Source organism: Pseudomonas sp. TMW22090 (genome assembly GCF_022496665.1).
GTDB classification, from domain to species: domain Bacteria; phylum Pseudomonadota; class Gammaproteobacteria; order Pseudomonadales; family Pseudomonadaceae; genus Aquipseudomonas; species Aquipseudomonas gregormendelii.
Window position 1 is genome coordinate 201,085 of sequence record NZ_SCFH01000003.1, and the last position, 26,168, is coordinate 227,252.

The 26,168-nt window shown below is 61.5% G+C and carries 21 protein-coding genes; 11 read left to right on the top strand and 10 right to left on the bottom strand.

The annotated features are described in order from the left end of the window. The first annotated feature begins 45 nt into the window (after positions 1 to 45). Both EQV97_RS10155 and EQV97_RS10160 read left to right on the top strand, forming a co-directional pair. Positions 46 to 861, top strand: a complete 816-nt coding sequence (locus EQV97_RS10155; RefSeq protein ID WP_240888893.1) for a transporter substrate-binding domain-containing protein — start codon at positions 46 to 48, stop codon at positions 859 to 861. Positions 862 to 1,084: 223 nt separating this feature from the next. After that, complete coding sequence (locus tag EQV97_RS10160; RefSeq protein WP_122841160.1) at positions 1,085 to 2,965, top strand: DEAD/DEAH box helicase; 1,881 nt, start codon at positions 1,085 to 1,087, stop codon at positions 2,963 to 2,965. Positions 2,966 to 3,152: 187 nt separating this feature from the next. Here the strand turns inward: EQV97_RS10160 and EQV97_RS10165 are convergent, their stop codons facing one another. The 3 genes from EQV97_RS10165 to EQV97_RS10175 all read right to left on the bottom strand — a co-directional run bounded on the left by EQV97_RS10165 (position 3,153) and on the right by EQV97_RS10175 (position 6,426). After that, complete coding sequence (locus EQV97_RS10165) at positions 3,153 to 3,779, bottom strand: YceI family protein (RefSeq protein ID WP_177328554.1); 627 nt, start codon at positions 3,777 to 3,779, stop codon at positions 3,153 to 3,155. Then, complete coding sequence (locus EQV97_RS10170; protein ID WP_122841159.1) at positions 3,779 to 4,330, bottom strand: cytochrome b; 552 nt, start codon at positions 4,328 to 4,330, stop codon at positions 3,779 to 3,781. The genes EQV97_RS10165 and EQV97_RS10170 overlap by 1 nt, the downstream gene beginning before the upstream one ends. Before the next feature lie 344 nt (positions 4,331 to 4,674). Then, a complete protein-coding gene (locus tag EQV97_RS10175) occupies positions 4,675 to 6,426 on the bottom strand; it encodes a flavin monoamine oxidase family protein (RefSeq protein WP_240888894.1) in 1,752 nt (583 codons plus the stop codon). A 222-nt stretch (positions 6,427 to 6,648) separates the two neighbouring features. On the opposite strand from EQV97_RS10175, the gene EQV97_RS10180 reads away from it, so the two are divergent. Continuing rightward, positions 6,649 to 8,055, top strand: coding sequence for an adenosylmethionine--8-amino-7-oxononanoate transaminase (locus EQV97_RS10180; protein WP_240888895.1), 1,407 nt, complete (start codon positions 6,649 to 6,651; stop codon positions 8,053 to 8,055). A gap of 155 nt (positions 8,056 to 8,210) precedes the next feature. Beyond that, positions 8,211 to 8,930, top strand: a complete 720-nt coding sequence (locus EQV97_RS10185) for a 16S rRNA (uracil(1498)-N(3))-methyltransferase (protein ID WP_240888896.1) — start codon at positions 8,211 to 8,213, stop codon at positions 8,928 to 8,930. A gap of 82 nt (positions 8,931 to 9,012) precedes the next feature. On the opposite strand, the gene EQV97_RS10190 is transcribed toward EQV97_RS10185, so the two are convergent. The 7 genes from EQV97_RS10190 to pilG form a co-directional block, all read right to left on the bottom strand. Then, positions 9,013 to 9,630 carry a hemolysin III family protein gene (locus tag EQV97_RS10190; protein ID WP_045059841.1) on the bottom strand — a complete coding sequence of 206 codons (618 nt, stop codon included), beginning with the start codon at positions 9,628 to 9,630 and terminating at the stop codon, positions 9,013 to 9,015. Between the two features lie 179 nt (positions 9,631 to 9,809). Then, positions 9,810 to 10,265: a chemotaxis protein CheW gene (locus tag EQV97_RS10195; protein ID WP_122841155.1), complete on the bottom strand. Its 456-nt coding sequence runs from the start codon at positions 10,263 to 10,265 to the stop codon at positions 9,810 to 9,812. Further along, positions 10,258 to 16,149, bottom strand: a complete 5,892-nt coding sequence (locus EQV97_RS10200) for an Hpt domain-containing protein (RefSeq protein WP_240888897.1) — start codon at positions 16,147 to 16,149, stop codon at positions 10,258 to 10,260. The genes EQV97_RS10195 and EQV97_RS10200 overlap by 8 nt, the downstream gene beginning before the upstream one ends. 37 nt (positions 16,150 to 16,186) lie before the next feature. Further along, positions 16,187 to 18,220 carry a methyl-accepting chemotaxis protein gene (locus EQV97_RS10205; protein ID WP_225568985.1) on the bottom strand — a complete coding sequence of 678 codons (2,034 nt, stop codon included), beginning with the start codon at positions 18,218 to 18,220 and terminating at the stop codon, positions 16,187 to 16,189. An 89-nt stretch (positions 18,221 to 18,309) separates the two neighbouring features. Further along, positions 18,310 to 18,843, bottom strand: a complete 534-nt coding sequence (locus EQV97_RS10210; protein ID WP_122841152.1) for a chemotaxis protein CheW — start codon at positions 18,841 to 18,843, stop codon at positions 18,310 to 18,312. 10 nt (positions 18,844 to 18,853) lie between these two features. Then, on the bottom strand, positions 18,854 to 19,219 hold the full coding sequence (gene pilH / locus EQV97_RS10215) for a twitching motility response regulator PilH (protein ID WP_101209186.1): 366 nt from the start codon (positions 19,217 to 19,219) through the stop codon (positions 18,854 to 18,856). A gap of 57 nt (positions 19,220 to 19,276) precedes the next feature. After that, positions 19,277 to 19,681, bottom strand: coding sequence for a twitching motility response regulator PilG (pilG, locus tag EQV97_RS10220; RefSeq protein WP_122841151.1), 405 nt, complete (start codon positions 19,679 to 19,681; stop codon positions 19,277 to 19,279). A gap of 345 nt (positions 19,682 to 20,026) precedes the next feature. Here pilG and gshB point away from each other — a divergent pair, with 345 nt between their 5' ends. The 7 genes from gshB to EQV97_RS10255 all read left to right on the top strand — a co-directional run bounded on the left by gshB (position 20,027) and on the right by EQV97_RS10255 (position 26,106). Beyond that, complete coding sequence (gene gshB, locus EQV97_RS10225; protein ID WP_122841150.1) at positions 20,027 to 20,983, top strand: glutathione synthase; 957 nt, start codon at positions 20,027 to 20,029, stop codon at positions 20,981 to 20,983. A gap of 117 nt (positions 20,984 to 21,100) precedes the next feature. Beyond that, a complete protein-coding gene (locus EQV97_RS10230) occupies positions 21,101 to 22,000 on the top strand; it encodes an energy transducer TonB (protein WP_122841149.1) in 900 nt (299 codons plus the stop codon). A gap of 192 nt (positions 22,001 to 22,192) precedes the next feature. Next, entirely contained in the window at positions 22,193 to 22,765 is a 573-nt protein-coding gene (locus EQV97_RS10235) for a YqgE/AlgH family protein (RefSeq protein ID WP_122841148.1), read from the top strand. Further along, entirely contained in the window at positions 22,765 to 23,202 is a 438-nt protein-coding gene (gene ruvX, locus EQV97_RS10240) for a Holliday junction resolvase RuvX (protein WP_005792259.1), read from the top strand. Before EQV97_RS10235 ends, ruvX begins: the two co-directional genes overlap by 1 nt. Positions 23,203 to 23,299: 97 nt before the next feature. Then, on the top strand, positions 23,300 to 23,806 hold the full coding sequence (gene pyrR / locus EQV97_RS10245) for a bifunctional pyr operon transcriptional regulator/uracil phosphoribosyltransferase PyrR (protein WP_240888898.1): 507 nt from the start codon (positions 23,300 to 23,302) through the stop codon (positions 23,804 to 23,806). Between the two features lie 27 nt (positions 23,807 to 23,833). Continuing rightward, positions 23,834 to 24,838 carry an aspartate carbamoyltransferase catalytic subunit gene (locus tag EQV97_RS10250; protein ID WP_007913665.1) on the top strand — a complete coding sequence of 335 codons (1,005 nt, stop codon included), beginning with the start codon at positions 23,834 to 23,836 and terminating at the stop codon, positions 24,836 to 24,838. Further along, positions 24,835 to 26,106, top strand: a complete 1,272-nt coding sequence (locus EQV97_RS10255; RefSeq protein ID WP_240888899.1) for a dihydroorotase — start codon at positions 24,835 to 24,837, stop codon at positions 26,104 to 26,106. Before EQV97_RS10250 ends, EQV97_RS10255 begins: the two co-directional genes overlap by 4 nt. Positions 26,107 to 26,168: the final 62 nt, after the last annotated feature.

The window sequence follows — 26,168 nt, forward strand, 5'->3', positions numbered from 1 at the left end:
ATGCAGTTTCTGGCTCTTTGCGGTTTCTCGTCGTAATCTCAGGCCATGCCTTTGATCTCACAGTTACTGACGGTGATTTTATTCACGTGCCTGAGCTTTACAGCCCGGGGCGAGAAACTGCGCATTGTCACCGAGCCCTGGGCACCTTACGTCTATGAAGAGAACGGCAAGGCGCTGGGGCTGGACTATGAAACCACCGCCATCGTCTTCAAGCGCCTGGGCATTGAAGTGCAGTGGCAGTTCCTGCCCTGGAAGCGCTGTCTGTCGATGCTCGAACAAGGCCAGGCCGATGGTGCGCTGGACATTTTTCACAGCGACGAACGCGACGCCACCCTGCTCTACCCCAGCGAACCCTTGTCGCAAGTACAGTTCGTGATGTTCTACGCCAATGACCGCCCGCACCCGTTCACCTCCCTCGACGCCCTGCGCGGCCTGACCATCGGCACCTCGCCGGGCTACCTGTACAGCACGGACTTCAGCCAATCGACGCTGTTTACCAGAGAGCCCGCACCCAGCCATGAAGCAAACTTCGGGAAACTGCTGCGCGGGCGCATCGACCTGTTGATCACCGACCGCCGAGTGGGCCAGCACCTCCTGGATGAATTGGGCATTCGCGACAAGATCACTGAAAATCCGCTTATCATCAGTGAACAAAGCCAATTCCTCGCGGTGCGTCGCAGTGCCGGCATGGACTTGCTGGTGCAGCGGTTCGGCGCCGAGCTCAAGCGCTTCAAGCGCGAGCCTGCCTATGCCGAGCTGAGTGCCCGATATGGCGCGGGATCTGCCGTCGAAGCACCCGCAAACGGCCTCACTACCGTACGCGGCAAAACCGTTGAGCAGCAGGAAAGCGGCGCGCAGTGATTGCTCTGTTATACTCCGGCCTTCCCGCCAGGCTCACGCCCGGACGCTCGGACTTGTTCAAGGCATCTCGACCCCGCTACAGCGCAGCTTTTCAGCCCGCGCGAGCGCTCCAGACGAGCTTTTCAGACCCAGCAGGACCGGACGGGATTGCGTTCTTCTTAAACGCCATTCGCGCCAGGCAAGACTCCCATTGGGCCAAGCCCTAACTAAAACAGGATTACTCATGTCCTTTGCTTCCCTCGGTCTCTCCGAGGCTTTAGTCCGCGCCATCGAGGCGGCGGGCTATACCGAGCCTACTCCGGTGCAACAGCGGGCCATTCCCGCCGTGTTGCAAGGTCGCGACCTCATGGTTGCGGCGCAGACAGGTACTGGTAAAACCGGTGGCTTCGCCCTTCCGATTCTGGAGCGGTTGTTCCCTAACGGTCACCCGGACAAATCCCAGCGTCACGGCCCGCGCCAACCGCGCGTGCTGGTCCTGACCCCTACTCGTGAACTCGCGGCCCAGGTCCATGAGAGCTTCAAGGTCTATGCCCGTGACCTGAAGTTTGTCAGCGCCTGCATTTTCGGCGGCGTCGGCATGAACCCACAGGTTCAGGCCATGTCCCGTGGCGTTGATGTGCTGGTGGCCTGCCCTGGCCGCCTGCTCGACCTCGCCGGCCAAGGTAGCGTCGATTTGTCCCACGTGGAAATCCTCGTGCTGGACGAAGCCGACCGCATGCTCGACATGGGCTTTGTGCATGACGTGAAGAAGGTGCTGGCTCGCCTGCCAAGCAAACGTCAGAACCTGCTGTTCTCGGCGACCTTCTCCAAGGACATCACCGATCTCGCCGGCAAGCTGCTGCACAACCCGGAACGCATCGAAGTTACTCCGCCGAACACTACGGTCGAGCGCATCGAGCAACGCGTGTTCCGTCTGCCAGCCAACCACAAGCGTTCGCTGCTGGCGCACCTGATCACCGCAGGCGCCTGGGAACAGGTCCTGGTCTTCACCCGCACCAAGCACGGCGCCAACCGCCTGGCCGAGTACCTGGACAAGCACGGCCTCAGCGCCGTCGCCATCCACGGCAACAAGAGCCAGAACGCCCGCACCAAAGCCCTGGCAGATTTCAAGGCCGGTGAAGTGCGCATCCTGGTTGCCACCGACATCGCGGCTCGCGGCCTCGACATCGACCAGTTGCCACACGTGGTCAACTTCGAATTGCCGAATGTCGACGAGGATTACGTTCACCGTATCGGCCGTACTGGCCGTGCCGGTCGTTCGGGCGAGGCCATTTCGCTGGTGGCTCCGGACGAAGAAAAGCTGCTCAAAAGCATCGAGCGCATGACCAAGCAGAAAATCGCCGACGGCGACCTGATGGGCTTCGACTCCAGCGCTGTAGAGGCCGAGAAGCCTGAAGTGCGCGAGCGTCCGGATGTGCGCAACCCACGCAACCCACGTGGCCCGCGCGGCGACGGTCCAAACGGCGGCGGCGGTGGCGGCGGCCGTAAAGACAAAGGCAAGGACAAGGGCGGCAAGGAAAAACCTGCAGCCACTGGCCGTGGCGATCGCCCGGCCCGTGAGCACAAGCCACGTGAAGGCACGCCAGCTCGCGAGCAACAGCGCCCGGCACCTCGTGCTTCCGCTGATCGCGCACCGGACGAGTTCCTGGACGACGACATCGATAACTTCGGTAATCGCGTCGACTACGTGCCGCAAGCCAAGCCGGCTCAGGGCCGTGGCCGTCGTCCAGGTGCTCCGGCACCGGGTGCGGCCGCCGGCGCAGGTGCCGGTGCACCGCGCAACGGCGGTAAGCCACAGGGTCGCCAGAGCGGTCCGCGCAGCAGCGACGGCGCCACCACTGGCACTCCGCCGGCCAAGCGCAGTGGCCCACGCAGCGGTGCTCCACGTGACGGTCAAGCCCGTCGCGAAGAAGGTCGCAATCGCCGTCCGGCGCGTGACGATCAGCCTCGCTCGGAACCAGCGGTGCAGAACCCGCGCGGCCCGGCACCGAAGATCATTCACAAGGAGTCGAAAACCGATCGTTTCCCGACACCTGAACAGCTTGATCAATTGCCAGGCCGTCCTCGCGGCGAAAAGCCAGCGCTGCTGACTCGTAATCGCTGAGTTGACGCTGCAATAAAAAATGCCCCGGATCGTGAGATCCGGGGCATTTTTTCTGGCTAACGCAAACCCTGTGGGAGCGGGCAAGCCCGCTCCCACAATGGATTTCACCACCTGTATGGATTGCGCCAGGCAATAAAAACGCCCCGGATCGCGAGATCGGGGGCGTTTTTTGTGTCAGCGGCGAATGTTATTTCGCTTTCACACCTTCAAACGAAATGTACAGCTCGACTGCATCGGACTTCGGACCCAGGTCTTTCTGCTTGCCGAAATCGGAACGCTTGATGCTGGTGGTGCCTTCGAAGCCGGCACGGTAGCCGCCCCATGGGTCCTTGCCTTCACCCAGGAAAGTGGCCTTGACCACGATTGGCTTGGTCACGCCAGCCAGAGTCAGGTCGCCCGCAACATCAGCAGTTTCCTGACCAGCAGCGTTTTTGCCGGTGGATTTGACGCTGGTGGAAACAAAGGTCGCTTTGCCGAATTTGCTGGCGTTCAGGAAGTCGGCGCTGGCGATGTGCTTGTCACGTTCAGCGTGGTTGGTGAATACGCTGGCGGTGTTCACATTGAACTCGATCTTGCTGTCTTCAGGCTTGGCCGCATCGAAGCTGAACTTGCCGTCGATGTCCTTGAAGGTACCTGTGATGAAGCTATAGCCCAGGTGGCTGATCTTGAAGTCGACGAAGGCGTGCTGGCCTTCCTTGTCCACGGTGTAGTCTGCCGCCATTACGTTGGCGGACAGCAGCGCGGAACCGATTGCCAGAGCGGCGAGAGTCTTTTTCAACATGCTTTCTATTCCTTTGGAGTCAAGGTTGAACATCAGGCTTTGCGGCCGAGCATTCGCTTTAGGGTCGCATCACGATCGATAAAGTGGTGCTTCAATGCTGCCAACGCATGAAGGCCGGAAAAAATGACCAGCGCCCATGCCAGGTAGAAATGAATCAAACCGGCGGTATCTGCCTGGTCCGGTAGCCCGGAGACCAGTGCAGGCACTTCAAACAAGCCAAACACCGGAATCCCGACACCGTCTGCGGTGGAAATCAGGTAACCGGCAATCATCACAGCGAACAAACCAAGGTACAGGAACGAGTGGCCAAACCTGGCGCCAAGGCGCGTCATGCGGCTGTAGCTTTCCAGGGTAGGCGGCGGTGGGCTGACGAAACGCCAAAGCACCCGCAGCAACATCACGGCGAACAGCACCAGGCCAATGCTCTTGTGCAGCTCCGGCGCGTCTTTGCGCCAGGTGCTGTAGTAGTCCAGGTCGATCATCCACAAGCCCAGCGCAAACAATCCAAAGACTGCCAGTGCCACACTCCAGTGCAAGAAAACGCTGATCCAACCATAGCGCGAAGAAGAGTTACGTAGCTGCATTGCCCAAATCCTGTGAGAACTGCGACCAAGACTATCGACTTATCTATCGAATTAAAGCGGAAAATTTTGCTTTGAAATATCGAGAAATACGATCAAGAGTGTGAGACGAGTTAGTTAAGGAAAGATTAAAGGCCAAAGCGTGGCGGGATGTTAGTGGCAGACCGGAAATTAAGTGGTAATCGTGAGGACGCTTTCGCGGGCAAGCCCGCTCCCACAGTAAATGCGTAAACCGAGAAATCACGTACGACACAAAACCCTGTGGGAGCGGGCTTGCCCGCGAAGGCGATAGTGCGGGCAAAAAAAAAGCGCGGCCATTGAGCCGCGCTTCTGTTCAACAGCAAATTTTACTGAGCCTTGGTCTCAGTGGTTGCTGCCGGTTTAGCCGCTGGCTTCCTGGCCGGTTCAGCCTTTTTTGCCGGGGCTTTGGCCGGGGCTTTTTTGGCCTCGGTCTTGGCTGCCGGCTTTTTCACCGGTGCTTTCTTTGCAGGCTCGGCTTTCACCGGTGCCGCAGGCTTGGGCGCTTCAACCGGAGCCGGCGCAGGTGCTGGTACCGGCGCCGGGGTTGGGGCAACCGGAGCGGCGGGGGCTGGCGCCTTAGCAGGTTCCGGCTTTTTCTCATCATCCGAACCACCAAACAGGTTGGTGAAGAAATTGCCCTTCTTCGCCGCAACCGCGCCTGCCGCCGCAGCAGCCGCCACTGGCACAACCTTCACTGGCTCAAACGACTTGCCTGCCGCCAGGTCTTCAACCTGGCTGGCCGCGCGCTGACCGGTGCGCAATGCGCCTTCCAGCGTGCCCGGGTACAAGGTGTCGGTGTGTTCGCCAGCGAACGCTACACGCTGCAACGGGCGCTCCCACAGGCGCCAGTACTTGCTGATCTGGCCAGGACCAAAGGCCAGGTAAGCACCACCCATGGAAGGGTCGGTGCTGTAGCGGCGGATTTCATAACCGGTGAACGAGCCGCGGGCCTGGGGATAAAAAGCGTGCAGGCGAATCAGCACCTGATCGGCCATCTGCTTGTCGCCGAAGGCCTGCATCACGCGGGCGTTGTCGCCGGACAGGTTGATCACCACATTGGCGCCACCCTTCAACGCCGGCTCGACCCACAACATGCCAAGGCCAGTGTTGCTGTAGATCTCGCCGGACATGCGCGCCTTGCTTTCCCACACAGGCGTCTTGAACTTCAGCATGATCTGGTCGCGCCAGCCGTAGTTGGTGCCCTTGATCGCGCCCAGGTGCTGGGCATCCAGAGCGGGGGTCAGCTGGATCTTGTTCAGTGCGCGCAATGGCACAGCCACCACGACGTATTCAGCCTGATAGCCAACGCTGCCGACCTTGACGGTCACGCCATCCTTGTCCTGGACAATGGACGAGACCGGGGAGCTGGTCTTGATGGTCTTCAGTTGCTTGACAAATGCCTGTGCCAGCACCGGACTGCCACCGATCAGGCGCGACGCGCGCAAGTCACGGTCGGAAACGCCCAGGTAAACGCGGCTCTGCTGCGCGAAGTACAGCAGTGACAGGCGCGACGGCTCGTCGTAGCGGGTACGGATTTGCTGGTTGATCAGCTGACGGGCCGTGGCAGGCAGTGTCAGGCGGTCGAGCCAGTTGGAGACGTTGATCTGGTCGAGGGCGTGCAGCGTGTTGTTCGCGGCCGGGTTCTGCGGGTCCTCGATCGAGCGGGCCAGGTCGTCGACGGTCTTCTCGTAGCGTTTGAGCGCTTCGGCAGTGGTCGGGTCCTTGATCGCCAGGTCGGCAGCGCTGTAATACACGCCATCGATCAGGTAGCTCGGGGTGCGCACGAACTCCGGGGCCGGCGTGGTGCCAAGCTTGAACGTCGACACGTACTTGTTCAGTACCGGCTGGGTCTTATCGTTGCCAATCCACTCACTGGTGGCCATGCCGGAGCGACCACCCAGGCTCGGCTTGGCTTCCAGCAGGGTGACCTGCCAGCCTTTGTTCTGCAGCTCGTAAGCCGCCGTCAGGCCGGAAAGCCCGCCGCCGATCACGATCGCTGTTTTATCCTTGGCCAGCGCAGACACGCTGAACAGGCCCAACATCACCAGCGCACAGGCGCGCAGCCAACCAGCAGACATTCAGCGAACTCCGGAAATACACGAGGAAAAATCAGTTTTGCGAGTCAGACGACTCAAGGAATGGCGAAGAATACGTCAGCCATCAAATGGCCGCCAGCGACGTCTATCGCCCCATTCAATGTAGCTCAATTGCCCCAATGGGTTGTTCCAGGGCGAGTCATTGCATAGGCTTGCGCGATTGCGTGTCCGCGTTTGTCACGGACTGCCTCGAGGAGACTGAATATGGGCCTGAATAATCAGTGGATGCAACGCGATCTCGCGGTGCTGTGGCATCCCTGCACCCAGATGAAAGACCACGAACAGCTGCCGCTGATTCCGATCAAGCGCGGGGAAGGCGTGTGGCTTGAAGACTTCGAAGGCAAACGTTACCTCGACGCCGTCAGCTCCTGGTGGGTCAACGTGTTTGGCCACGCCAACCCGCGCATCAACCAGCGCATCAAGGATCAGGTCGACCAGCTCGAACACGTGATCCTCGCCGGTTTCAGCCACCAGCCCGTGATCGAGTTGTCCGAGCGCCTGGTGCAGATGACGCCGGAAGGCCTGACCCGGTGTTTCTACGCCGATAACGGTTCGTCCTGCATCGAAGTCGCGCTGAAAATGAGCTTTCACTACTGGCTCAACCGCGGTCAGCCGGACAAAAAGCGCTTTGTCACCCTCACCAACAGCTACCACGGCGAAACGATGGCAGCGATGTCGGTGGGCGATGTGCCGCTGTTCACCGAAACCTACAAGGCGCTGCTGCTCGACACCATCAAGGTGCCAAGCCCGGATTGTTACCTGCGCCCTGAAGGCATGAGCTGGGAGGCGCATTCGCGCAACATGTTCGCGGCCATGGAACAGACCCTGGCCGAACACCACGACACGGTTGCAGCCGTGATTGTCGAGCCACTGATCCAGGGCGCCGGTGGCATGCGCATGTACCACCCGGTATATCTCAAGCTGTTGCGTGAGGCCTGTGATCGCTATGGCGTGCACCTGATCCACGACGAAATCGCCGTCGGTTTCGGCCGTACCGGGACGATGTTCGCCTGCGAACAGGCGGGCATCCGCCCGGACTTCCTGTGCCTGTCCAAGGCCCTGACCGGCGGCTATCTGCCGCTGGCCGCCTGCGTCACCACCGACGATGTCTACAGCGCCTTCTACGACGACTACCCGACCCTGCGCGCCTTTCTGCACTCCCACAGCTACACCGGCAACCCGCTGGCCTGTGCGGCGGCGCTGGCCACCCTGGATATTTTCGAAGAAGACAACGTCATCGAGAACAACAAGGCCCTGGCCCAACGCATGGCCTCCTCCACCGCGCACCTGGCCGACCATCCGAACGTCTCGGAAGTGCGCCAGACCGGCATGGTGCTGGCGATCGAGATGGTCAAGGACAAGGCCACCAAAGAAGCCTATCCGTGGCAGGAGCGACGCGGCCTGAAAGTGTTCCAGCATGCGCTGGAACGCGGGGCCCTGCTGCGGCCCCTGGGCAGCGTGGTGTACTTCCTGCCGCCGTACGTGATCACGCCTGATCAGATAGACTTTCTGGCTGAAGTGGCCAGCGAAGGGATCGACATTGCAACGCGCGACAGCGTCAGTGTGTCGGTGCCGGAAAACTTTCACCCGGGATTCCGCGATCCGGGTTGATTGGCCGGAAAATGAAAGCACTGTGGGAGCGAGCCTGCTCGCGATAGCAATCGGCCAGCCAGCACTCATCGCGAATGCGAGACCGAATCGCGAGCAGGCTCGCTCCCACAGAAGGCACCACCTTTTATGATTCACTCCCTTTCCAGAGAACCCGCATGAGACTGTCCCGCTTCTTTATCGACGCCCCCCTGAGCACCGGTGAGCACGAGCTGCCCGAGGCACAGGCGCACTACATCAGCCGCGTGCTGCGCATGGCCGAAGGTGATGCGTTGCAGCTGTTCGACGGCTCGGGACAGGAGTTCCGCGCCCGACTGGTGGAGGTCGGCAAGAAGCGCGTGGTGGTGCAGATCGATGAGAGTTTCGCCGGGCAGGTCGAATCCCCCTTGCAGATCCACCTCGGCCAGGGTTTGTCCCGTGGCGAGCGTATGGACTGGGCGATCCAGAAAGCCACTGAACTGGGCGTGAGCGAGATCACCCCGATCTTCAGCGACCGTTGTGAAGTGCGCCTCAAGGACGAACGTGCCGACAAACGCCTGATGCACTGGCGCCAGGTGGCAATCAGTGCCTGTGAGCAATGCGGACGGTCGAGGGTCCCGGTGGTTCATCCGCCGCAGTTATTGGCTGATTGGCTCAAGCAGACTCAAGCGCAGCTGAAGCTGGTGCTGCATCCAGTGGCCGAGCCGTTGCTGAGCCACGCCAAGCCCGCCACGCTGGCGTTTCTGATCGGGCCAGAAGGCGGGCTGTCGGATGCCGAGGTTGATCAGGCCAAGGGCGAGGGCTTTCATGCGGCACGGCTTGGCCCGCGTGTGTTGCGGACCGAGACGGCGCCGGTTGTGGCGCTGGCGGTGGCTCAGCAGCTTTGGGGGGATTTCTAGATCAAAAGATCGCAGCCTGCGGCAGCTCCTACAGGAGATCATATTTCCCTGTAGGAGCTTCTGAGATCTGTTGATCCGTTGTTCAAAGCACGTAAAAGAAAATCGCCACAAAGTGCAGCAAGCTTCCCGCGATCACAAACAAATGCCAGATCCCATGCGCATGCCGCAGTCGGTGGTCCAGCGCAAAAAAGACGATCCCCACGGTGTACAACACCCCGCCCGATGCCAGCCAGGCAAACCCTGTCGAACCCAGCGCGGCTAACAATGGCTTGACCGCCACCAGCACGATCCAGCCCATCACCGCGTAAATCACGATCGACAGCACCCGCGCTTCCGACCGCGGTTTGATCTCCTGCAGGATGCCAATCAGCGCCAACCCCCAGACGATCCCGAACAAGGTCCAGCCCCAGGGACCGCGTAGCGTGACCAGGCAAAACGGCGTGTAGCTGCCGGCGATCAACAGATAGATCGAAAAGTGATCGACCTTCTGCATAATCGCTTTCTTGCGTCCCCGCACGCTGTGGTAAACGGTCGAGGCGCTGTACAGCACCAGCAAGGTGAAACCATAGATCGCCACACTGACAATTTTCCACGGACTGCCGTCCATGCTGGCAATCACCAGCATCCATACCACGCCGACAAAGGCCGCCACCGCCCCCACCAGATGCGTCCAGGCGTTGAGTTTTTCCCCGTGATACATGTATTGCCTACCTCAAAACCCATTACGACAGTGCGCAAGGCTCCGGCTTGAAGCCTGAAAACGCAACGCTTCAGACCGCATCATCCGCATTAAAAATCCGCTGGCGGCATTACTACACCTGGTTGCAGGAGCGTTCGGCGACCTCCCAGGAGCCTTCCCACAATGCTTTCAGAACCCCGTCAGACCAGCCCCGCCTCCACCAGCAAACCTTCCAGCGCCAGCAAGTCAGGGACCTTGGCCACTTGATCGCCCACCTGCACCGCGGCTTGCTCCAGCGTGCACAAGGGCACATCGACATAGCTCAACTGGCTGTCGAGCTTGCAGGACCGTGGAATGCCCTGCACCAGCAGTGCGATGAACTTCAGTTCCGGGCGCCCACCCAGGGCATTGAGGATCACGATCCGCACCCGCTCGCCCATGACGATTTTCTGACCACAGGCCGACTCGAAACTGAGCATTGGAATCTGCCGGTCCCGCCACCCTACCCGCCCCAGGTACCAGGGCGGCGTGTCCAGGTCGAACGTGCCCGGCTGGTAGTCGATCAATTCGGCGACCGCCACATTGGGCAGAATCAGGTGGCGATCGGCCAGGGGCAACAGCAGCCCGGTGAGGTTGCTGGTGCGATGTTCAAGCATGGGGTTTGCTCCAGAAGGCGATGCTTTCGAGCAATACCGATTCCTGATACGGCTTGCCAAGGTAATCGTTGACGCCAATGGCCATGGCGCGGTCGCGGTGTTTCTGTCCGGTGCGCGAGGTGATCATGATGATCGGCAGATGCTGCGTACGCTCGTCCGCGCGCACCTGGGTGGCCACTTCGAAGCCATCCATGCGCGGCATTTCGATGTCCAGCAGCATCAGGTCGGGCAGGTGCTCTTCCAGCAGCAACATGGCGTCGACTCCATCCTTGGCGGTCAGTACGTTCATGCCGTGACGTTCCAGCAAACGACTGGTGACCTTGCGCACCGTGACCGAATCATCAACCACCAGCACCAGCAGGGGTTTGTGCGACTCTGGCTCGGCGTCTTGCATCAGGGCCTGACGCGGCAAGCGGGTCTGCATGGCGCGGATCGGCGCCAGCAGGTCGAGAATCAGCACCACCCGGCCATCCCCCAGGATCGTTGCTCCGGACAAACCTTGCACGGCAGCGAACTGCGGGCCGAGGCTCTTGACCACGATCTCGCGAGTGCCGGCCATGGCGTCGACTTGCACGGCGATGTGGCGTTCGTTGCACTGCACCAGCAACACCGGCAGTGGCAGGTTTTGACCCAGCAGCTTCGGGCGGCTGCTGGTTTTCAGCAGTTCGCCGAGGTAACACAACTCATAGTGCTGCCCGGCATACTTGTAGGTGGGCGGATCCAGGCGATAGTGGCCTTCAAGTTCATTGGGCAAGACACGAACGATGCCGTCGATGGTGTTGAGCGGGATCGCATACTGGTCTTCCGCGCATTGCACCATCAGCGCCCGGTTGACCGACACGGTGAACGGCAGGCGGATGCGAAAATGCACGCCCTGCCCGGGCACCGAGTCAATACTCATGGTCCCGCCCAGCTGCCGCACCTCTTCGTGGACCACGTCCATACCCACGCCCCGCCCGGAAATCTGGGTGATTTTTTCCGCCGTCGAAAATCCCGGTTGCAGGATGAATTGCAGCACGTCGCGGTCGCTGATATCGCTGTCAGGCGCCAGCAGGCCACGCTTGATCGCCTTGCGGCGTACCGCGTCCAGGGGCACGCCGGCGCCGTCATCGCGGATATCGAAAATGATGTCCCCACCCTCGCGCGACAAGTCCAGGGTGATCGTTCCCTGAGCGGGCTTGCCCGCAGCGATACGCACCTCGGAGGATTCCAGGCCGTGGTCCACGGCGTTGCGCAGCATGTGCTCCAACGGCGCGGCCATGCGCTCAAGGACGTTACGGTCCATCTCGCCTTCGGCGTTGCCGACGATGAATTGCACATCCTTGCCCAGTTCGCCGGAAACCTGACGGACGATACGCTTGAGGCGCGGCAGCATCCGTTCGAACGGCACCATGCGTGTACGCATCAGGCCTTCCTGCAACTCGGTATTGATGCGCCCCTGTTGTTGCAGCAGGTTTTCGGCGTCCTGATTGCGCCGGTCGAGGGTTTCCTTGAGGTCAAGCAGGTCGGACGCGGACTCGAACAGCGCACGCGACAGCTGTTGCAGCTGCGAATGACGGTCCATTTCCAGCGGATCGAATTCCTCGTACCCCAGACGTTCGGCTTCCACCTGCTGGCGGCTGAGGATCCGCCCCTGGGTTTCCGTATCGAGGCGCCGCAACTGGTCGCGCATGCGCTCGATGGTGGTTTCCATTTCGCTCAGGGCCACCCGTGCATCGCTGACCTGCTGTTCGATGCGCCCGCGGAAAATCGAGGTTTCACCGGCCAGGTTGACCAAATCATCCAGCAACTCTGCCGAGACCTTGACCATGTCGGCGCCGGCGTCAGGCTGCGGTGCAGGAGGTTCGGGCCTGATCACCGCAGGTGCCGTGACAGGATCTGCCGGCAACACCGGGTGACTGAAATTGCGGATCGAGTCGATCAACTGATCGGCAGGCGGCATGGGTTGACCGGCGCGCGCCGCGTCGAGCATTTGTGCCAGTCGGTCATGGCTGCTCTGCAACAGCGCGAACAAGGCATGGGTCGGATGCAGTAAGCCTGCCGACAAACCTTCATAGAGGAATTCCAGCTCGTGGGCCAGGTCACCGATCGGTGCGATTTCGACCATGCGCGCGCCACCCTTGAGGGTGTGCAGATCACGCAGCAGGTTTTCCACTTCCTGGCGATTCGCCGGGTCGGCCTGCCAGCGCACCAGCGCCGCCCCGGAGTTTTCGATGATGTCGAAACCTTCCTCCAGGAAGATTTCCAGTAGCTCCGGATCATGACCTGGGTGATCGCTGACCGGCAGCGGTCCAGCCACTTCAGCGCTGCCGAGGTTGTTCTGGCGAAACTCGCGGATGGCCTCGATCAGTTCATCTGGCTCATCCAGGGGATGCTGGTCCTGCAACTGCTCAAGCATCTGCCCGAGGCGATCATGGCTGCGCAGCAACAGCTGCGCCAAAGCATCGGTGTGCTGATAACGGCGATCCACCAGGCCTTCGTACAGCCCTTCCAGTTCATGGGCCAGATCACCCACGGACTCGACCTCGGCCATCCGCGCCCCGCCCTTGAGCGTGTGCAGGTCACGTTGCAACGACAGCAGCGGTGCGGCGTTTTCCGGGTCGCTCAACCAGCGTTGCAGGGCCTGGCCCGAGCTTTCGAGGATATCCACAGCCTCTTCCAGGAAGATCGACACGATAGCGTCGTCTGGTTCTGCCTGCGCCAGTTCGGCAGTGGCGCTACCCAGCTCGCGAATGCTCAGGGCGCGGCTGCCGTCGCTGCGGATCAGGCCGGTGGCCGACGGGTCCAGGCTTTCATCCAGCAAATCGCGCAAGGCTCGCACACGCGCCGGTTGCGGGCTGACTTCCTGGCCGGCTGCCAGCTCGTCGAGCATGTTGATCAGCGCTTCATGGGCACTTTGCGCTTCATGGAAAAACGCCGGGCTGACCGCCAGGCTGCTTTCCTCCACCGCACCGTACAGATCGAGCAAGGCTTCACACAGCTCATCCACCGGATGCAGATCAGCCAGGTGCGCGCCTTCACCCAAGGTCGTCAATTCGTCCAGCAGCGCGCTGAGTTCCTGGCGTTCACCGGGGTGTTGCTGCCAGCGTTGCAGCAAGCTCTCGGCGTCCAGCAGGATGTCCATGCCCCGGGCCAGAAAATTGTTGATCAATTGCGGGTCGCGCTTGATACGTGGCCGACTCTGGGGTGCGCTCATCAGGGTTTGCAGGCGCATGGCCAGCAGTGCATGGGTTCGCTCGATCAGATGCTGCGCGCCCGTTATCTCGGCCAGCGGATCCGTCTTTAGCTGACGCAGGCCTAGCCGGAACAGCCCTTCGGCCTCCATTAACAGTTCCACTTCCTCCAGGTCCAGTGCGAGCAGGTGCGCCTTGTACTCGCGGGCAAGTTGATCCAGCGGCGCGGCCAGTTCGGCGATCGGCACCACGCCGGCCATTGAGGCGCTGCCCTTGAGCGTATGCAAGGCGCGCTGCAACTCGTCACTGGCCTGCAAGGGCACATGCTCGGCGGCCTGGTCGAGGAAGCGATTGACGCTGGCCAGATGGGTTTCGGCTTCGTTGCGGAAAATTTCCAGCAGCAGCGGATCGAGTGCCGCGACGTCCTCTGCATCCTCATCCACCGACGGTTGCTCGCCCTTGGCCAAGGCATGCGCACGGGCCGCCACCTGGTCGACATCATTGCGCTGGCGCTGGGCATTGCGGGCAAATTCCGCGACCAGCTCCGGCAACAGCTGCAGCACATCAGCCAGCAGTTGCTGCACGCCAGCGCCCGGCTTTACGCTGTGTTCGAGCACTCGATTGAGCAGGTTTTCCACCGCCCACGCCAGCTCGCCCAGAATCAGCGCCCGAACCATCCGGCCGCTGCCTTTGAGCGTGTGGAAGGCCCGGCGCAGCTCACTCAGGGCCGAAGTGTTCTGCGGGTCGGCAGTCCAGCGGGGCAAGTATTCACGAAGGACTTGCAGTACTTCGTCAGTTTCTTCCAGGAACACTTCACGCAGTTCATCGTCCACCGGCTCTTCGCCCGCGGGCGGCGGTAGCAGGCTACCCGGGGTATGCAGCGCCGGGGGATTTACCGCAGACACAGGATTGGCGAGCACGTCCGCGAGGGTCTGCACCAACTCAGGAGCACCGTACGCCTGCAACTCCTGCATGAGGTGCGCTTCAGTCGGCTCCGGCACTTCTTCGAGTTCCGGGGCATGCCGGGCGCGGGGGGAAAAACCCAGTGCGGCGAGTCCTTTCTCGGCGACGTCGAGCACCTGTTCCCCGGCCGCCTCAGGGTCGTCGCTGAGGCGCTCCAGGTAATACTCGATGCTGGTCACCACGTCGGCCAGGCTGTCGAGCTCCTGCCATCCCGGCTGGCCAGGATCCAGCAGCAGGTGTTCACGGATGAACTGGTTGCACGCTTCGACCAGGCTGGCAGCGCGACTCAACGGGATCATCGCCAGTGCGCCGCGGATCTGCGTCAACAAGGCAGGCAAGGGCTGCAGGTGTTGGCGGTCCCAGTCGGCGTCGATGTAGTCGACGATCATGTCCTTGGCCTGTTGCAGGCAGATGCGCGCTTCGCGGATGACGATCTGGTGAATCTGTGTCAGGTCGGTGGTCGGCAAGCGGCTGTCTTCATGGCTTTCCGGTTCCAGGTTGCCGACCATGCCGGCCAGGTTCGCTTCAACGTAGAGCAAGGCGCCCGCGACGTCCATTAGGATGGCGTCCGTGGGCTCACGCTGGCCTTGGGCCAGGCTCAGGACCACCGCCAACTGATCGATGATCACCTTGCGCGGCTGGCCAAAACCCAGCACCGCCAGGGTGTCGGCGATTTGCCGCAGGGGCGACAGCAGGCTGTCGAGATCGGCGATGTGTTGGCGGTCACTGCGCACGAACAGGTCCAGGCGCTCCTTGACCCGCACCAGCTCTTCGCACAGCGCCACCAGCACCGAACGCATCGCATCGCGGTCGGGACCGCCCAGGCGCGCGCGCTCGTCATCAACCATTGCGCTGTCAGGCAACGCGTCCTCTAGGGAGTAGCGATCTTTCATGGTCAGCATGCGCCCGGTGGGGTGTTCGGCCTTGGCAATGTAGAACAGCAAACTCTTGAGCAGCTCTGGTGGTGCCGGTTGATTGATGCCGCGCATGCCTTCTTCGAGCAAGCGCTTGAGTTCCGTGTCGGCTTCCTTGAACAGGCTGCGCAGCGCCGGACTGTTGGCAATCGCACCGCCACGCATGCCTTCCACCAGCGCCGAGGCCACCTGCCACAAGGGGCTGAGCGGCGCCTGACCGGAGATACTTTCGAGTCGCGCGAACACCTTTGCCAGGTAACCCAGATGAATATCGTCATCCTGTTCGCGCAGCAAGCCAACGAGTGCCATCTGCAGCATCTGCCGCAACTTGCGCAACACATTGGCCAACTCTGGCGGCTCCAGCTGCGCCAGCGCTGCGTCGTCCAGCGGGGGCAAATCCGGCAGTTGCGGGCTGAACAGGCTGGTTTCCGACAACAGCTCCTCGCCGCGGGCACTGCGCAAATCATTGATCAGGGCCAACACCACCAGCGGCAAGTCCCGGCGCGCACCTTGCACCCGGTCAAGGTACACAGGCAACTGCGCCAGCGCCTGCACCAGCAGGTGGATCGCTTCTTCACGATGGCTCACGCGGTTCTGCTGCAAAGCCTGGGTCAGGTGTTCCATTTCTTCGGCCAGCAGCGCCGCGCCGTAGAATTCGACCATCTGCAAACTGCCATGAACCTGGTGGATGCACGCCAGGCATTCAGCGAGCGCCAGGGGCGTCTGCTCTTCGTCCATCGCCATGCTCTCCAGATGGAGCGCCGCCTGCCTCAGCGTTTCGGCAATCTCGCCCTTGACCCACTCGAGGGCCACGTAGTCGTGCCGCTCACCCATAACCACTCCACTGGAAAAAACCTGCGCCTGCCACGCCCTATACTTTATCAGCAGCCTGCGCGCTCGCCGCGGGCAAGGTGAAACCGGACACCGAACGCCTCAGCTGGCTGGCCATCTTCGCCAGGTTACCGATGCTTTCGGCGGTTGCAGTGGAGCCGGAGGAGGTCTGCGAGGTGATCTGCTGGATCACGTTCATCGTCAGGGAGATCTGTCCGGCCGAGGACGTCTGCTGCTGGGCGGCATTGGAAATACTCTGGATCAGCGCCGCGAGCACTTTGGATACGCCTTCGATTTCCTCCAGCGCCACCCCGGCATCCTGCGCCAGACGTGCGCCACGCACCACTTCGGTGGTGGTCTGCTCCATGGAAATCACAGCTTCATTGGTGTCCGTCTGAATTGCCCGCACCAGGGTTTCTATCTGTCGGGTCGCAGCGGATGAGCGCTCGGCCAGGCGCTGCACTTCGTCGGCTACTACGGCGAAACCGCGACCAGCGTCACCCGCCATCGAGGCCTGGATCGCAGCGTTCAGGGCCAGAATGTTGGTCTGATCGGCAATATCGTCGATCAGGCTGACAATGTCGCCGATTTCCTGGGAAGATTCACCAAGGCGCTTGATTCGCTTGGCGGTATCCTGGATCTGCTCGCGAATGTTATCCATGCCGTGGATGGTGTTGTGCACCACCTCGTTGCCTTTGTTGGCGATTTCCACCGACCGCTCAGCCACCGCCGAGGACTCGGCCGCGTTGGCCGACACCTGGTCGATGGATTGGGCCATGTCGTTGATGGCCGTGGAAGCTTCGGATATCTGCTGCGCCTGATGCTCGGAGGCTTGCGCCAGGTGCATGGCGGTGGCCTGGGTTTCCTGCACGGCGGCGGCGACCTGGCCGGCGGTCAGGTTGATGGTTGCCACCAGGTCGCGCAGCTGGTCGACGGAATAATTGATCGAGTCGGCAATGGAGCCGGTGAAATCTTCCGTCACCGAGGCCGTCACCGTCAGGTCACCGTCTGCCAAGTCTTCAATCTCGTCGAGCAGACGCATGATCGCCGTCTGGTTGCGTTCGTTCTTTTCGGCGGTCTCACGCAGCTGCCGATTGGTTTCGCGCACCATCACCAGGCCGATCAGGATGATCGATGTCAGCGCCAGCAAGCCCAGGACATAGCCGCCGATGGTGTCGGTGTGACGGCCGCCGGCAAGGTTTTCAAAACCATTGGCCAGGTGCGAGGCTTCGTCCAGCAGCGTTTGCGACAGGCCGAAGATGTTGGTTGCTGACTCCCGGACCTTTAACAGTTCAGGCGAGGTTTCGATAATTTCATCGACGGAACCCGAGACGAACTCGAACAGTTCGGAAATCTCGACCAGGCGGGCCCGGGCATCGCGGTCCTCGACCTGGCTGACCTTCAGCGCCGGATCCCCTTGCAACATGCCCGTCAGGACCTGGCCGAAGCGTGCCGCGTCACGCCCGAAGACGTCGGCAGCCTGTTGCGAATTCTCGTCCCCGGACAACACGGTATTCACCGCCCCCAGGATTCGCTCGGCCAGCAAGGATTGCCGTTGAGCCATTGCGACCTGGGCGGCAGGAGCGCCCCGCTGCAGCAGAATCTCGACAACTTTTTCATACTCGACCTGCAGTTGCGGCACCGTCTCGGCCAGGGTCGCGGCGACCTGGTGCAGCGACAGGACGGTCTGTTCGCTGGTGAGAATGGCGTCGGTATTTTTCAGCAGGCGCTCCCAGTCCGTTTGCACTGCGCGCATTTCCGGGCGCACGGCGGACGGCGCAGGGGGTAGGCCGGTAGAGGGGTCGCCTTGCTTCAGATAACTCCAGCGCCGGGCAAAATCATTGCGCGCATCACTGAGCAGCTTGAACGCGGCAGCCTTGCCGGCAGCGGCTTCCGTAGCATTCTTGGCTATGCGCTGGGACAGCACGCGCAATTCGCCTGCGTGGCCGATGTACTGTTTATCGTACGTGGCCTGGGTGTTGAGGTACGCGAAATTGGCGAACAACAGCATGATGAAGATGATCAGCGCGATGAACAGCACGATGATCTGCGACCGGCTGCGCGACCCTTCCATTGGCTTGCCTGCTTTTGCTTTTATCATCGGTCCTCGCCTGTTAACTCACATCTACCAACCCACCGCAGATCTCTTGGTGGGGTCTGCGGTTACACAGCTACGTGCATAAAGCCTTGGGACTGCGCGAGCGCAAACGGGCTGAACACCTGCCAATCCTGCTCGCGCTGAAAACGGCCCTTGATGAACGGCGCGATCGGCCCGCTCACGTTATCCACCGGCTCCAGACTGCCCTGGGCAAAATGCTGCAGACCGTAAACTTCGTCGACCATCAACCCGGCAAACACCTCGTTGTGTTCCACCACCAACACCCGACGCTGCTTGCGCACCGCCGACAGTTCCAGGCCGAAGAAGCCGCAGACATCCATGATCGGCAGCAAGCGCCCCCGCAGGTTGGCCACGCCCTTGACCCAGGGTTTAACCCCGGGCAACTGGGTGAATCGTGGTTCGTGCAAGACTTCACTGATCTCGCCCATGGGCGCGACGTACCAGTGCTCGCCCAATCGAAAACCGATGCCGCTCCAGCTGTCCTGGCGGGTTGGCTGGGAAGGCAGGTCTGCCGCCAGCAGACGGCAACGCTGATCGATTTGCAGCAGCAGTTCAAAGGCAGTCAGCGATTCGCTCATGGCCCGATGATCAGCCGGCCAGCACGTTGTTCAGGGTCTTGATCAGGGTGTCTTCGTCGACCGGCTTGGTCAGGTAATCCTTGGCGCCCTGGCGCGTGCCCCAGACCTTGTCGGTGTCTTGATCCTTGGTAGTGATGATAATCACCGGGATGTGCCCGGTTTCCGGATCCTTGGTCAGCTGCCGGGTGGCCTGAAAACCGTTGAGGCCGGGCATGACGATGTCCATCAGCACCGCGTCAGGTTTTTCCTGGCGGGCCAGGGCCACTCCGTCGGCGCCGTTTTCGGCTTTCAACACTTCGTGACCATGCTTTTCCAGCATGCCCGTCAGTTTGTACATTTCGGTCGGCGAGTCGTCGACGATCAGAATTCGTGCCATGGTCTTCCCCATTCTTGTCGACGCCGGGCCCGTTGGCCGAGCGTCACTGTGCGTGTCCTACTGCGGCAAAACAGCGGCAAACCCTGGAACATGGGCCTGGATCGCGTTCAGCAATTCTTCCCTGCTGAAAGGCTTGGTCAAAAACTGATCGGAGCCGACGATGCGCCCCTTGGCCTTGTCGAACAGCCCGTCCCTGGACGACAGCATGATCACTGGCGTGGATTTGAACGCGCTGTTGTTCTTGATCAGGGCGCAGGTCTGATAACCATCCAGACGCGGCATCATGATGTCGACAAAGATGATGCCGGGATGGTTGTCGGCGATTTTCGCCAGCGCATCGAAACCATCGATGGCCGTGATCACCTCGCAACCCACATTTTTCAGCAACGTTTCGGCGGTGCGGCGAATCGTCTTCGAATCGTCGATCACCATGACCTTCAAGGCGCTGGAATGCTGATCCATATGTGCTCTACCGTCGCCTTTGCGAATCAAATTGTCCGTTTCCGGATCTTTGAGGGCTCGAAACCCTTGATGTTAAAGGGCCAAGCCTTTTTAGCACAGTCTCCAAATCCAATCTATCGGGTGACTGGCACGGTGGTTTTTCCTTGACCGCAAACACACCCCGAGCCAATCTGACGCCACTTTTATAGAGCCCTGTGGCCCGATTCAATTGCGGGAGCGGGCTTGCTCGCGAAGGTCGTCAACGATTACGTGGATAGCCTGACACCCTGCGATGTTGTCAGGTTTATCGCGAGCGAGCTCGCTCCTGCAGGGATCGAGACAACCCACCCATTCGAGGAAAACCCCATGAGCGTTCGCGTCGGGATTGTCATGGATCCCATTGCCAGCATTTCCTATAAAAAGGATAGCTCGCTGGCCATGCTGCTGGCCGCGCAAAAGCGCGGCTGGGAACTGTTCTACATGGAACAGCGCGACCTGTATCAGGGCGAAGGCGAAGCCCGGGCGCGCATGCGTCCGCTGACAGTCTTCGCCAACCCCGAGAAGTGGTTCGAACTGGAGGCCGAGACTGACGCGCTCCTGAGCGATCTGGACGTGATCCTGATGCGCAAGGATCCGCCCTTCGACATGGAGTTCGTCTACTCCACCTACCTGCTGGAGCAAGCCGAGCGCGCCGGCGTGCTGGTCGTCAACAAACCGCAGAGCCTGCGCGACTGCAATGAAAAGCTGTTCGCCACACTGTTTCCCCAGTGCACCCCGCCAACCGTGGTCAGCCGCCGCGCCGACGTATTGCGTGAGTTCGCCGCCAAGCATGGCGACGTGATCCTCAAGCCGCTGGACGGCATGGGCGGCACCTCGATCTTCCGTCATCGCGCTGGCGACCCGAACCTGTCGGTCATTCTCGAGACCCTGACCGCGCTGGGCGCCCAGCAGATCATGGGCCAGGCCTACCTGCCAGCGATCAAGGACGGCGACAAGCGCATCCTGATGATCGATGGTGAGCCTGTGGATTACTGCCTGGCGCGGATTCCGGCCGCCGGTGAAACCCGCGGCAATCTCGCGGCTGGCGGTCGTGGCGAAGCCCGCCCATTGACCGACAAGGATCGCTGGATCGCCGCTCAGGTCGGCCCGACACTGCGCGAAAAAGGCCTGCTGTTCGTCGGCCTGGACGTGATTGGCGAGCACCTGACGGAAATCAACGTCACCAGCCCGACCTGCATCCGCGAGATCGATAATGCCTTCGGCACCGACATTGGCGGCCTGCTGATGGACGCAATCGAGAAGAAGTTGCAGAGCAAGCCATAAGCTGCAAGTGAGATTCGCTCAATGCAGCCTGTCGCTTGAAACTTCAAGCTTGAAGCTAAAAACCAACATTGCGTTATCATGCCGAGCCCTTAAAAACGCGATGTTGGTTTTTTTACCATGACACTTCCGTCCGATCTGCCCGCCGAACTCGCCCACCGCGGTGTGCGCCCGGCCGATCGCCTCGGATTTACCCTGTTTCTCGCAGCATTGATTCATCTGGCGTTGCTGCTGGGCGTCGGCTTCACCATGGTCGAGCCCAAGCAGATCAGCAAAACCCTGGAAATCACCCTCGCCACTTTCAAAAGTGAAAAAAAGCCCGAGAAAGCCGATTTCCTCGCCCAGGAAAACCAGCAGGGCAGTGGCACCCTGGATAAAAAGGCGATCCCCAAGACCACCGAGGTCGCGCCCTTCCAGGACAACAAGGTCAAGAAAGTCACGCCGCCTCCTGCGGCCAAACCTGAAGTCCAGGAAGCGCCGCCCAAGGCCGCAGTGACCACGGTTGCGCCGAAACCGAAGAAAGCACCGGCAAAAACCGAGGCGCCCAAGGTCGATGCCAAACCCAAGGTGGCCGCGCCGACGTTCGACAGTGAGCAGCTGTCCAGTGACATCGCCAGCCTCGAAGCTGAACTGGCCAACGAACAGCAGTTGTACGCCAAGCGCCCGCGTATCCATCGCCTGAGTGCCGCCTCCACCATGCGCGACAAGGGTGCCTGGTACAAGGATGAATGGCGTAAGAAAGTCGAGCGCATCGGTAACCTCAATTACCCGGACGAAGCGCGACGCAAGCAGATCTATGGCAATTTGCGCCTCATGGTCTCGATCAACCGCGACGGCTCGCTGTATGAAGTGCTGGTACTGGAATCCTCCGGCCAGCCGCTGCTGGACCAGGCCGCCCAGCGCATCGTGCGGCTCGCGGCGCCGTTTGCGCCGTTTACCGGGGACCTGTCGGACATCGACCGCCTGGAAATCATCCGCACCTGGAAGTTTGCCCGCGGCGACAGACTTTCCAGCAACTGACCCCCATCCTGTAGGAGCGAGCTCGCTCGCGATGGTCGTCAACGATAACGCTGAAAAATAGACACCCCACGGCGCTCTCGGGTTTCTCGCGAGCAAGCTCGCTCCTACAGGGGCAGTGGTTGTCGAGATTTGCGGTATTTCCTGTGCATCCCCAGCTTGTCAGTTTGCCCCTCCAACGCCACACTAGCGCTCATGAAAAACGTCAGCCCCAGTTACCTCAAGCATCATTTCCTGATCGCCATGCCGCACATGGCCGACCCGAACTTTGCCCACACCTTGACCTACATCGTCGAGCACACGGCCAATGGTGCCATGGGGCTGGTGGTCAACCGTCCGCAAGACCTGAATCTGGCCGATATACTCGAGCAATTGCGCCCGGATATCGAACCACCAGCGCTGTGCCAGCACGTACCGATCTTCATGGGCGGCCCGGTGCAGACCGATCGCGGTTTTGTCCTGCACCCCTCAGGCCAGACTTACCAGGCGACCGTTGATCTGGAAGGCGACCTGTCGCTGTCCACGTCCCAGGACGTGCTGTTCGCGATTGCCGACGGGGTCGGTCCCGGGAAAAGCGTGATCACCCTCGGTTACGCCGGCTGGGAAGCCGGGCAACTGGAGTCGGAACTGGCTGACAACGCCTGGCTGACCTGCCCGTACAGCGCCGACATCCTGTTCAATACCAGCAGCGAACTGCGCCTGGAAGCGGCGGCCCGGCACCTGGGGATCAACCTCAGCCTGCTGACCAGCCAGGCGGGGCACGCCTGATGGCTCTGCGGTTGATTCTCGGCTTCGACTACGGCACCAAACAGATCGGCGTAGCGGTCGGCCAGGTGATTACCGGCCAGGCTCGCGAGCTGTGCACCCTGAAGGCGCAGAACGGCATACCCGACTGGAACCAGGTCGAAGCCCTGATCAAGGAATGGAAACCCGACGCTGTCGTGGTCGGCCTGCCCCTGAACATGGACGGAACGCCCAGCGACATGTGCCTGCGCGCGGAGAAATTCGCCCGCCGCCTCAATGGCCGCTACAACCTGCCCTTCTATACCCACGATGAACGCCTGACCACCTTTGAGGCCAAGGGCGAGCGGCGGGATAGGGGCGGACAAAAGGGCAGCTACCGCGACAACCCGGTGGACGCCATCGCCGCCGCCCTGCTGCTGCAAGGCTGGCTTGACGAAAATACCGCACTGTTCGAATCCTGATCACACCCTATCCTGAAGAGCCGCCACGCGACTCTCTAAGCTGCAACCCGGGCCATTGCTCAAGCAGAATCTGGCCCGGGCCCAAGAAGGAGCAACCATGAGCCTGCCCAATCCCGCCGAACTGATCAGCCAGATGGCGACCCGTCTCAAGGCGCACCTGGAACATCGCGGCATCAGCGAGCCACGCTACATCGGCATTCGCACTGGCGGCGTCTGGGTCGCCCAGGCCTTGCTCGATGAACTGGGCAGCGACTCGCCACTCGGCACCCTGGACGTCTCCTTCTATCGCGACGACTTCAGCCAGAACGGTTTGCACCCGCAGGTACGCCCTTCTGCCCTGCCGTTCGAGATCGAAGGCCAGCACCTGGTGCTGATCGACGACGTGCTGATGAGTGGCCGGACCATTCGCGCCGCGCTCAATGAGCTGTTCGACTACGGCCGCCCTGCCAGCGTGACGCTGGTCTGCCTGCTGGATCTCGACGCCGGTGAGCTGCCGATCCGCCCGAACGTGGTTGGCGCAACCCTGTCGCTGGCCGCCCATGAACGGGTGAAACTGTCCGGGCCATCGCCGCTCGTGCTGGAACTGCAAGATTTCACCCTTTAATCCGCCCTATTGAGAGTCCCCCTCGCGATGACGCCTCTAGACACCAAGCGCCCGCTGCAGCTCAATGATCAGGGCCAGCTGCGCCACTTCCTCTCGCTCGACGGTTTGCGCCGCGAGTTGCTGACGGAAATCCTCGACACTGCCGACTCGTTCCTGGAAGTCGGCGCCCGGGCGGTAAAAAAAGTCCCGCTGCTGCGCGGCAAGACCGTGTGCAACGTGTTTTTCGAGAACTCTACCCGTACCCGCACCACCTTCGAACTGGCGGCCCAGCGCCTGTCGGCGGATGTCATCACCCTGAACGTGTCGACTTCCTCGGCGAGCAAGGGCGAAACGCTGCTCGACACCCTGCGCAACCTCGAAGCCATGGCCGCCGACATGTTCGTCGTGCGCCACGGTGACTCCGGCGCGGCGCATTTCATTGCCGAGCACGTCTGCCCGCAGGTGGCGATCATCAACGGCGGCGACGGCCGGCATGCGCACCCGACCCAGGGCATGCTCGACATGCTGACGATCCGTCGGCACAAGGGTGGTTTCGAAAACCTCTCGGTGGCCATTGTCGGCGACATCCTGCACTCGCGGGTCGCGCGCTCGAACATGCTGGCGCTCAAGACCCTCGGCTGCCCGGACATCCGCGTGATTGCGCCGAAGACCCTGCTGCCGATCGGCATCGAGCAATACGGCGTCAAGGTCTACACCGACATGACCGAAGGCCTCAAAGACGTCGACGTGGTGATCATGCTGCGCCTGCAGCGAGAACGCATGACTGGCGGCCTGCTGCCGAGCGAGGGCGAGTTCTACCGCCTGTTCGGCCTGACGACCGCACGCCTCGCCGGCGCCAAGCCCGATTGCATTGTCATGCACCCGGGCCCGATCAATCGCGGGGTGGAAATCGAGTCTGCAGTGGCCGATGGTCCGCACTCGGTCATCCTCAACCAGGTGACCTACGGGATTGCCATTCGTATGGCCGTTTTGTCCATGGCCATGAGCGGGCAAACCGCCCAGCGCCAATTCGAGCAGGAGAACGCCCAGTGAAACTCAGCATTCTCGGCGCACGCGTCATCGATCCCGTCAGCGGGCTGGATCAAGTCACCGATATCCACATTGAAGCCTGCAAGATCGTCGCCCTCGGCGCCGCACCTGCCGGTTTCGTCGCAGTCGACACCATCGACGCCCAGGGCCTGGTGGCCGCTCCAGGGCTGGTCGACCTGAACGTTGCCCTGCGCGAGCCCGGCTACAGCCGCAAAGGCTCGATCATCAGCGAAACCCGCGCCGCGGCTGCCGGCGGCGTCACCAGCCTGTGCTGCCCACCGAAAACCAAACCGGTCCTGGACACCTCGGCCGTCGCCGAACTGATCCTCGACCGCGCCCGTGAGGCCGGCAACACCAAAGTCTTCCCGATCGGCGCCCTGAGCAAAGGCCTGGACGGCGAACAGCTTGCAGAACTGGTGGCATTGCGTGATGCCGGTTGCGTGGCCTTCGGCAACGGTCTGGAGAGTTTCCGCAACACCCGCACCCTGTGCCGGGCACTGGAATATGCGGCAACGTTCGACCTGACAGTTATCTTCAACTCCCAGGATCATGACCTGGCTGAAGGCGGCCTGGCCCACGAAGGCCCGACCGCGAGCTTCCTCGGCTTGCCAGGCATTCCGGAAACCGCCGAAACCGTGGCCCTGGCCCGGGATCTGTTACTGGTCGAGCAAAGCGGCGTACGCGCGCACTTCAGCCAGCTCACCAGCGCCCGCGGCGTAGCCCTGATCGCCCAGGCCCACGCCCGTGGTCTGCCGGTGACCGCCGATGTGGCCCTGTATCAGTTGATCCTGACGGATGAAGCGCTGATCGACTTCAGCAGCCTCTATCACGTCCAGCCGCCGCTGCGCACCCGTGCTGACCGCGACGGCCTGCGCGAGGCGGTGAAGTCTGGCGTGGTGTCAGCCATCTCCAGCCACCACCAGCCCCACGAGCGCGATGCCAAACTGGCGCCGTTCGGCGCGACCGAACCGGGCATCAGCAGCGTCGAACTGCTGCTGCCGCTGGCCATGACGTTAGTGGAGGATGGGTTGCTCGACCTGCCGACACTGCTGGCGCGACTGAGCGCGGGCCCCGCCGAGGCGTTGCGCCTGCCGGCAGGCAAGCTGGTGGTAGGGGGTGCGGCGGATATCGTGTTGTTCGATCCGGCGGCCTCGACCGTAGCCGGTGAAAACTGGCTGTCCAAAGGCGAGAACTGCCCGTTCATTGGCCACAGCCTGCCGAGTGTGGTGCGGTACACCCTGGTGGATGGACGGATCAGCCACCAGGCCTGAAAAAAAGATCGCAGCCTGCGGCAGCTCCTACAGGGAAACGCATATCCCAGTGTAGGAGCTGG

Excerpts from the sequence above, each read along its gene's own strand:
- EQV97_RS10250 (WP_007913665.1), top strand. The coding sequence starts at position 23,834 with ATGACGCCTCTAGACACCAAGCGCCCGCTGCAGCTCAATGATCAGGGC.
- EQV97_RS10190 (WP_045059841.1), bottom strand. The coding sequence starts at position 9,630 with ATGTATCACGGGGAAAAACTCAACGCCTGGACGCATCTGGTGGGGGCG.
- EQV97_RS10165 (WP_177328554.1), bottom strand. The coding sequence starts at position 3,779 with ATGTTCAACCTTGACTCCAAAGGAATAGAAAGCATGTTGAAAAAGACT.
- EQV97_RS10160 (WP_122841160.1), top strand. The coding sequence starts at position 1,085 with ATGTCCTTTGCTTCCCTCGGTCTCTCCGAGGCTTTAGTCCGCGCCATC.
- EQV97_RS10195 (WP_122841155.1), bottom strand. The coding sequence starts at position 10,265 with ATGCTTGAACATCGCACCAGCAACCTCACCGGGCTGCTGTTGCCCCTG.
- EQV97_RS10200 (WP_240888897.1), bottom strand. The coding sequence starts at position 16,149 with ATGGGTGAGCGGCACGACTACGTGGCCCTCGAGTGGGTCAAGGGCGAG.
- EQV97_RS10235 (WP_122841148.1), top strand. The coding sequence starts at position 22,193 with ATGAAAAACGTCAGCCCCAGTTACCTCAAGCATCATTTCCTGATCGCC.
- EQV97_RS10180 (WP_240888895.1), top strand. The coding sequence starts at position 6,649 with ATGGGCCTGAATAATCAGTGGATGCAACGCGATCTCGCGGTGCTGTGG.
- EQV97_RS10155 (WP_240888893.1), top strand. The coding sequence starts at position 46 with ATGCCTTTGATCTCACAGTTACTGACGGTGATTTTATTCACGTGCCTG.
- ruvX (WP_005792259.1), top strand. The coding sequence starts at position 22,765 with ATGGCTCTGCGGTTGATTCTCGGCTTCGACTACGGCACCAAACAGATC.
- pyrR (WP_240888898.1), top strand. The coding sequence starts at position 23,300 with ATGAGCCTGCCCAATCCCGCCGAACTGATCAGCCAGATGGCGACCCGT.
- EQV97_RS10175 (WP_240888894.1), bottom strand. The coding sequence starts at position 6,426 with ATGTCTGCTGGTTGGCTGCGCGCCTGTGCGCTGGTGATGTTGGGCCTG.
- pilG (WP_122841151.1), bottom strand. The coding sequence starts at position 19,681 with ATGGATCAGCATTCCAGCGCCTTGAAGGTCATGGTGATCGACGATTCG.
- EQV97_RS10170 (WP_122841159.1), bottom strand. The coding sequence starts at position 4,330 with ATGCAGCTACGTAACTCTTCTTCGCGCTATGGTTGGATCAGCGTTTTC.
- gshB (WP_122841150.1), top strand. The coding sequence starts at position 20,027 with ATGAGCGTTCGCGTCGGGATTGTCATGGATCCCATTGCCAGCATTTCC.
- EQV97_RS10230 (WP_122841149.1), top strand. The coding sequence starts at position 21,101 with ATGACACTTCCGTCCGATCTGCCCGCCGAACTCGCCCACCGCGGTGTG.
- EQV97_RS10210 (WP_122841152.1), bottom strand. The coding sequence starts at position 18,843 with ATGAGCGAATCGCTGACTGCCTTTGAACTGCTGCTGCAAATCGATCAG.
- EQV97_RS10185 (WP_240888896.1), top strand. The coding sequence starts at position 8,211 with ATGAGACTGTCCCGCTTCTTTATCGACGCCCCCCTGAGCACCGGTGAG.
- pilH (WP_101209186.1), bottom strand. The coding sequence starts at position 19,219 with ATGGCACGAATTCTGATCGTCGACGACTCGCCGACCGAAATGTACAAA.
- EQV97_RS10205 (WP_225568985.1), bottom strand. The coding sequence starts at position 18,220 with ATGGAAGGGTCGCGCAGCCGGTCGCAGATCATCGTGCTGTTCATCGCG.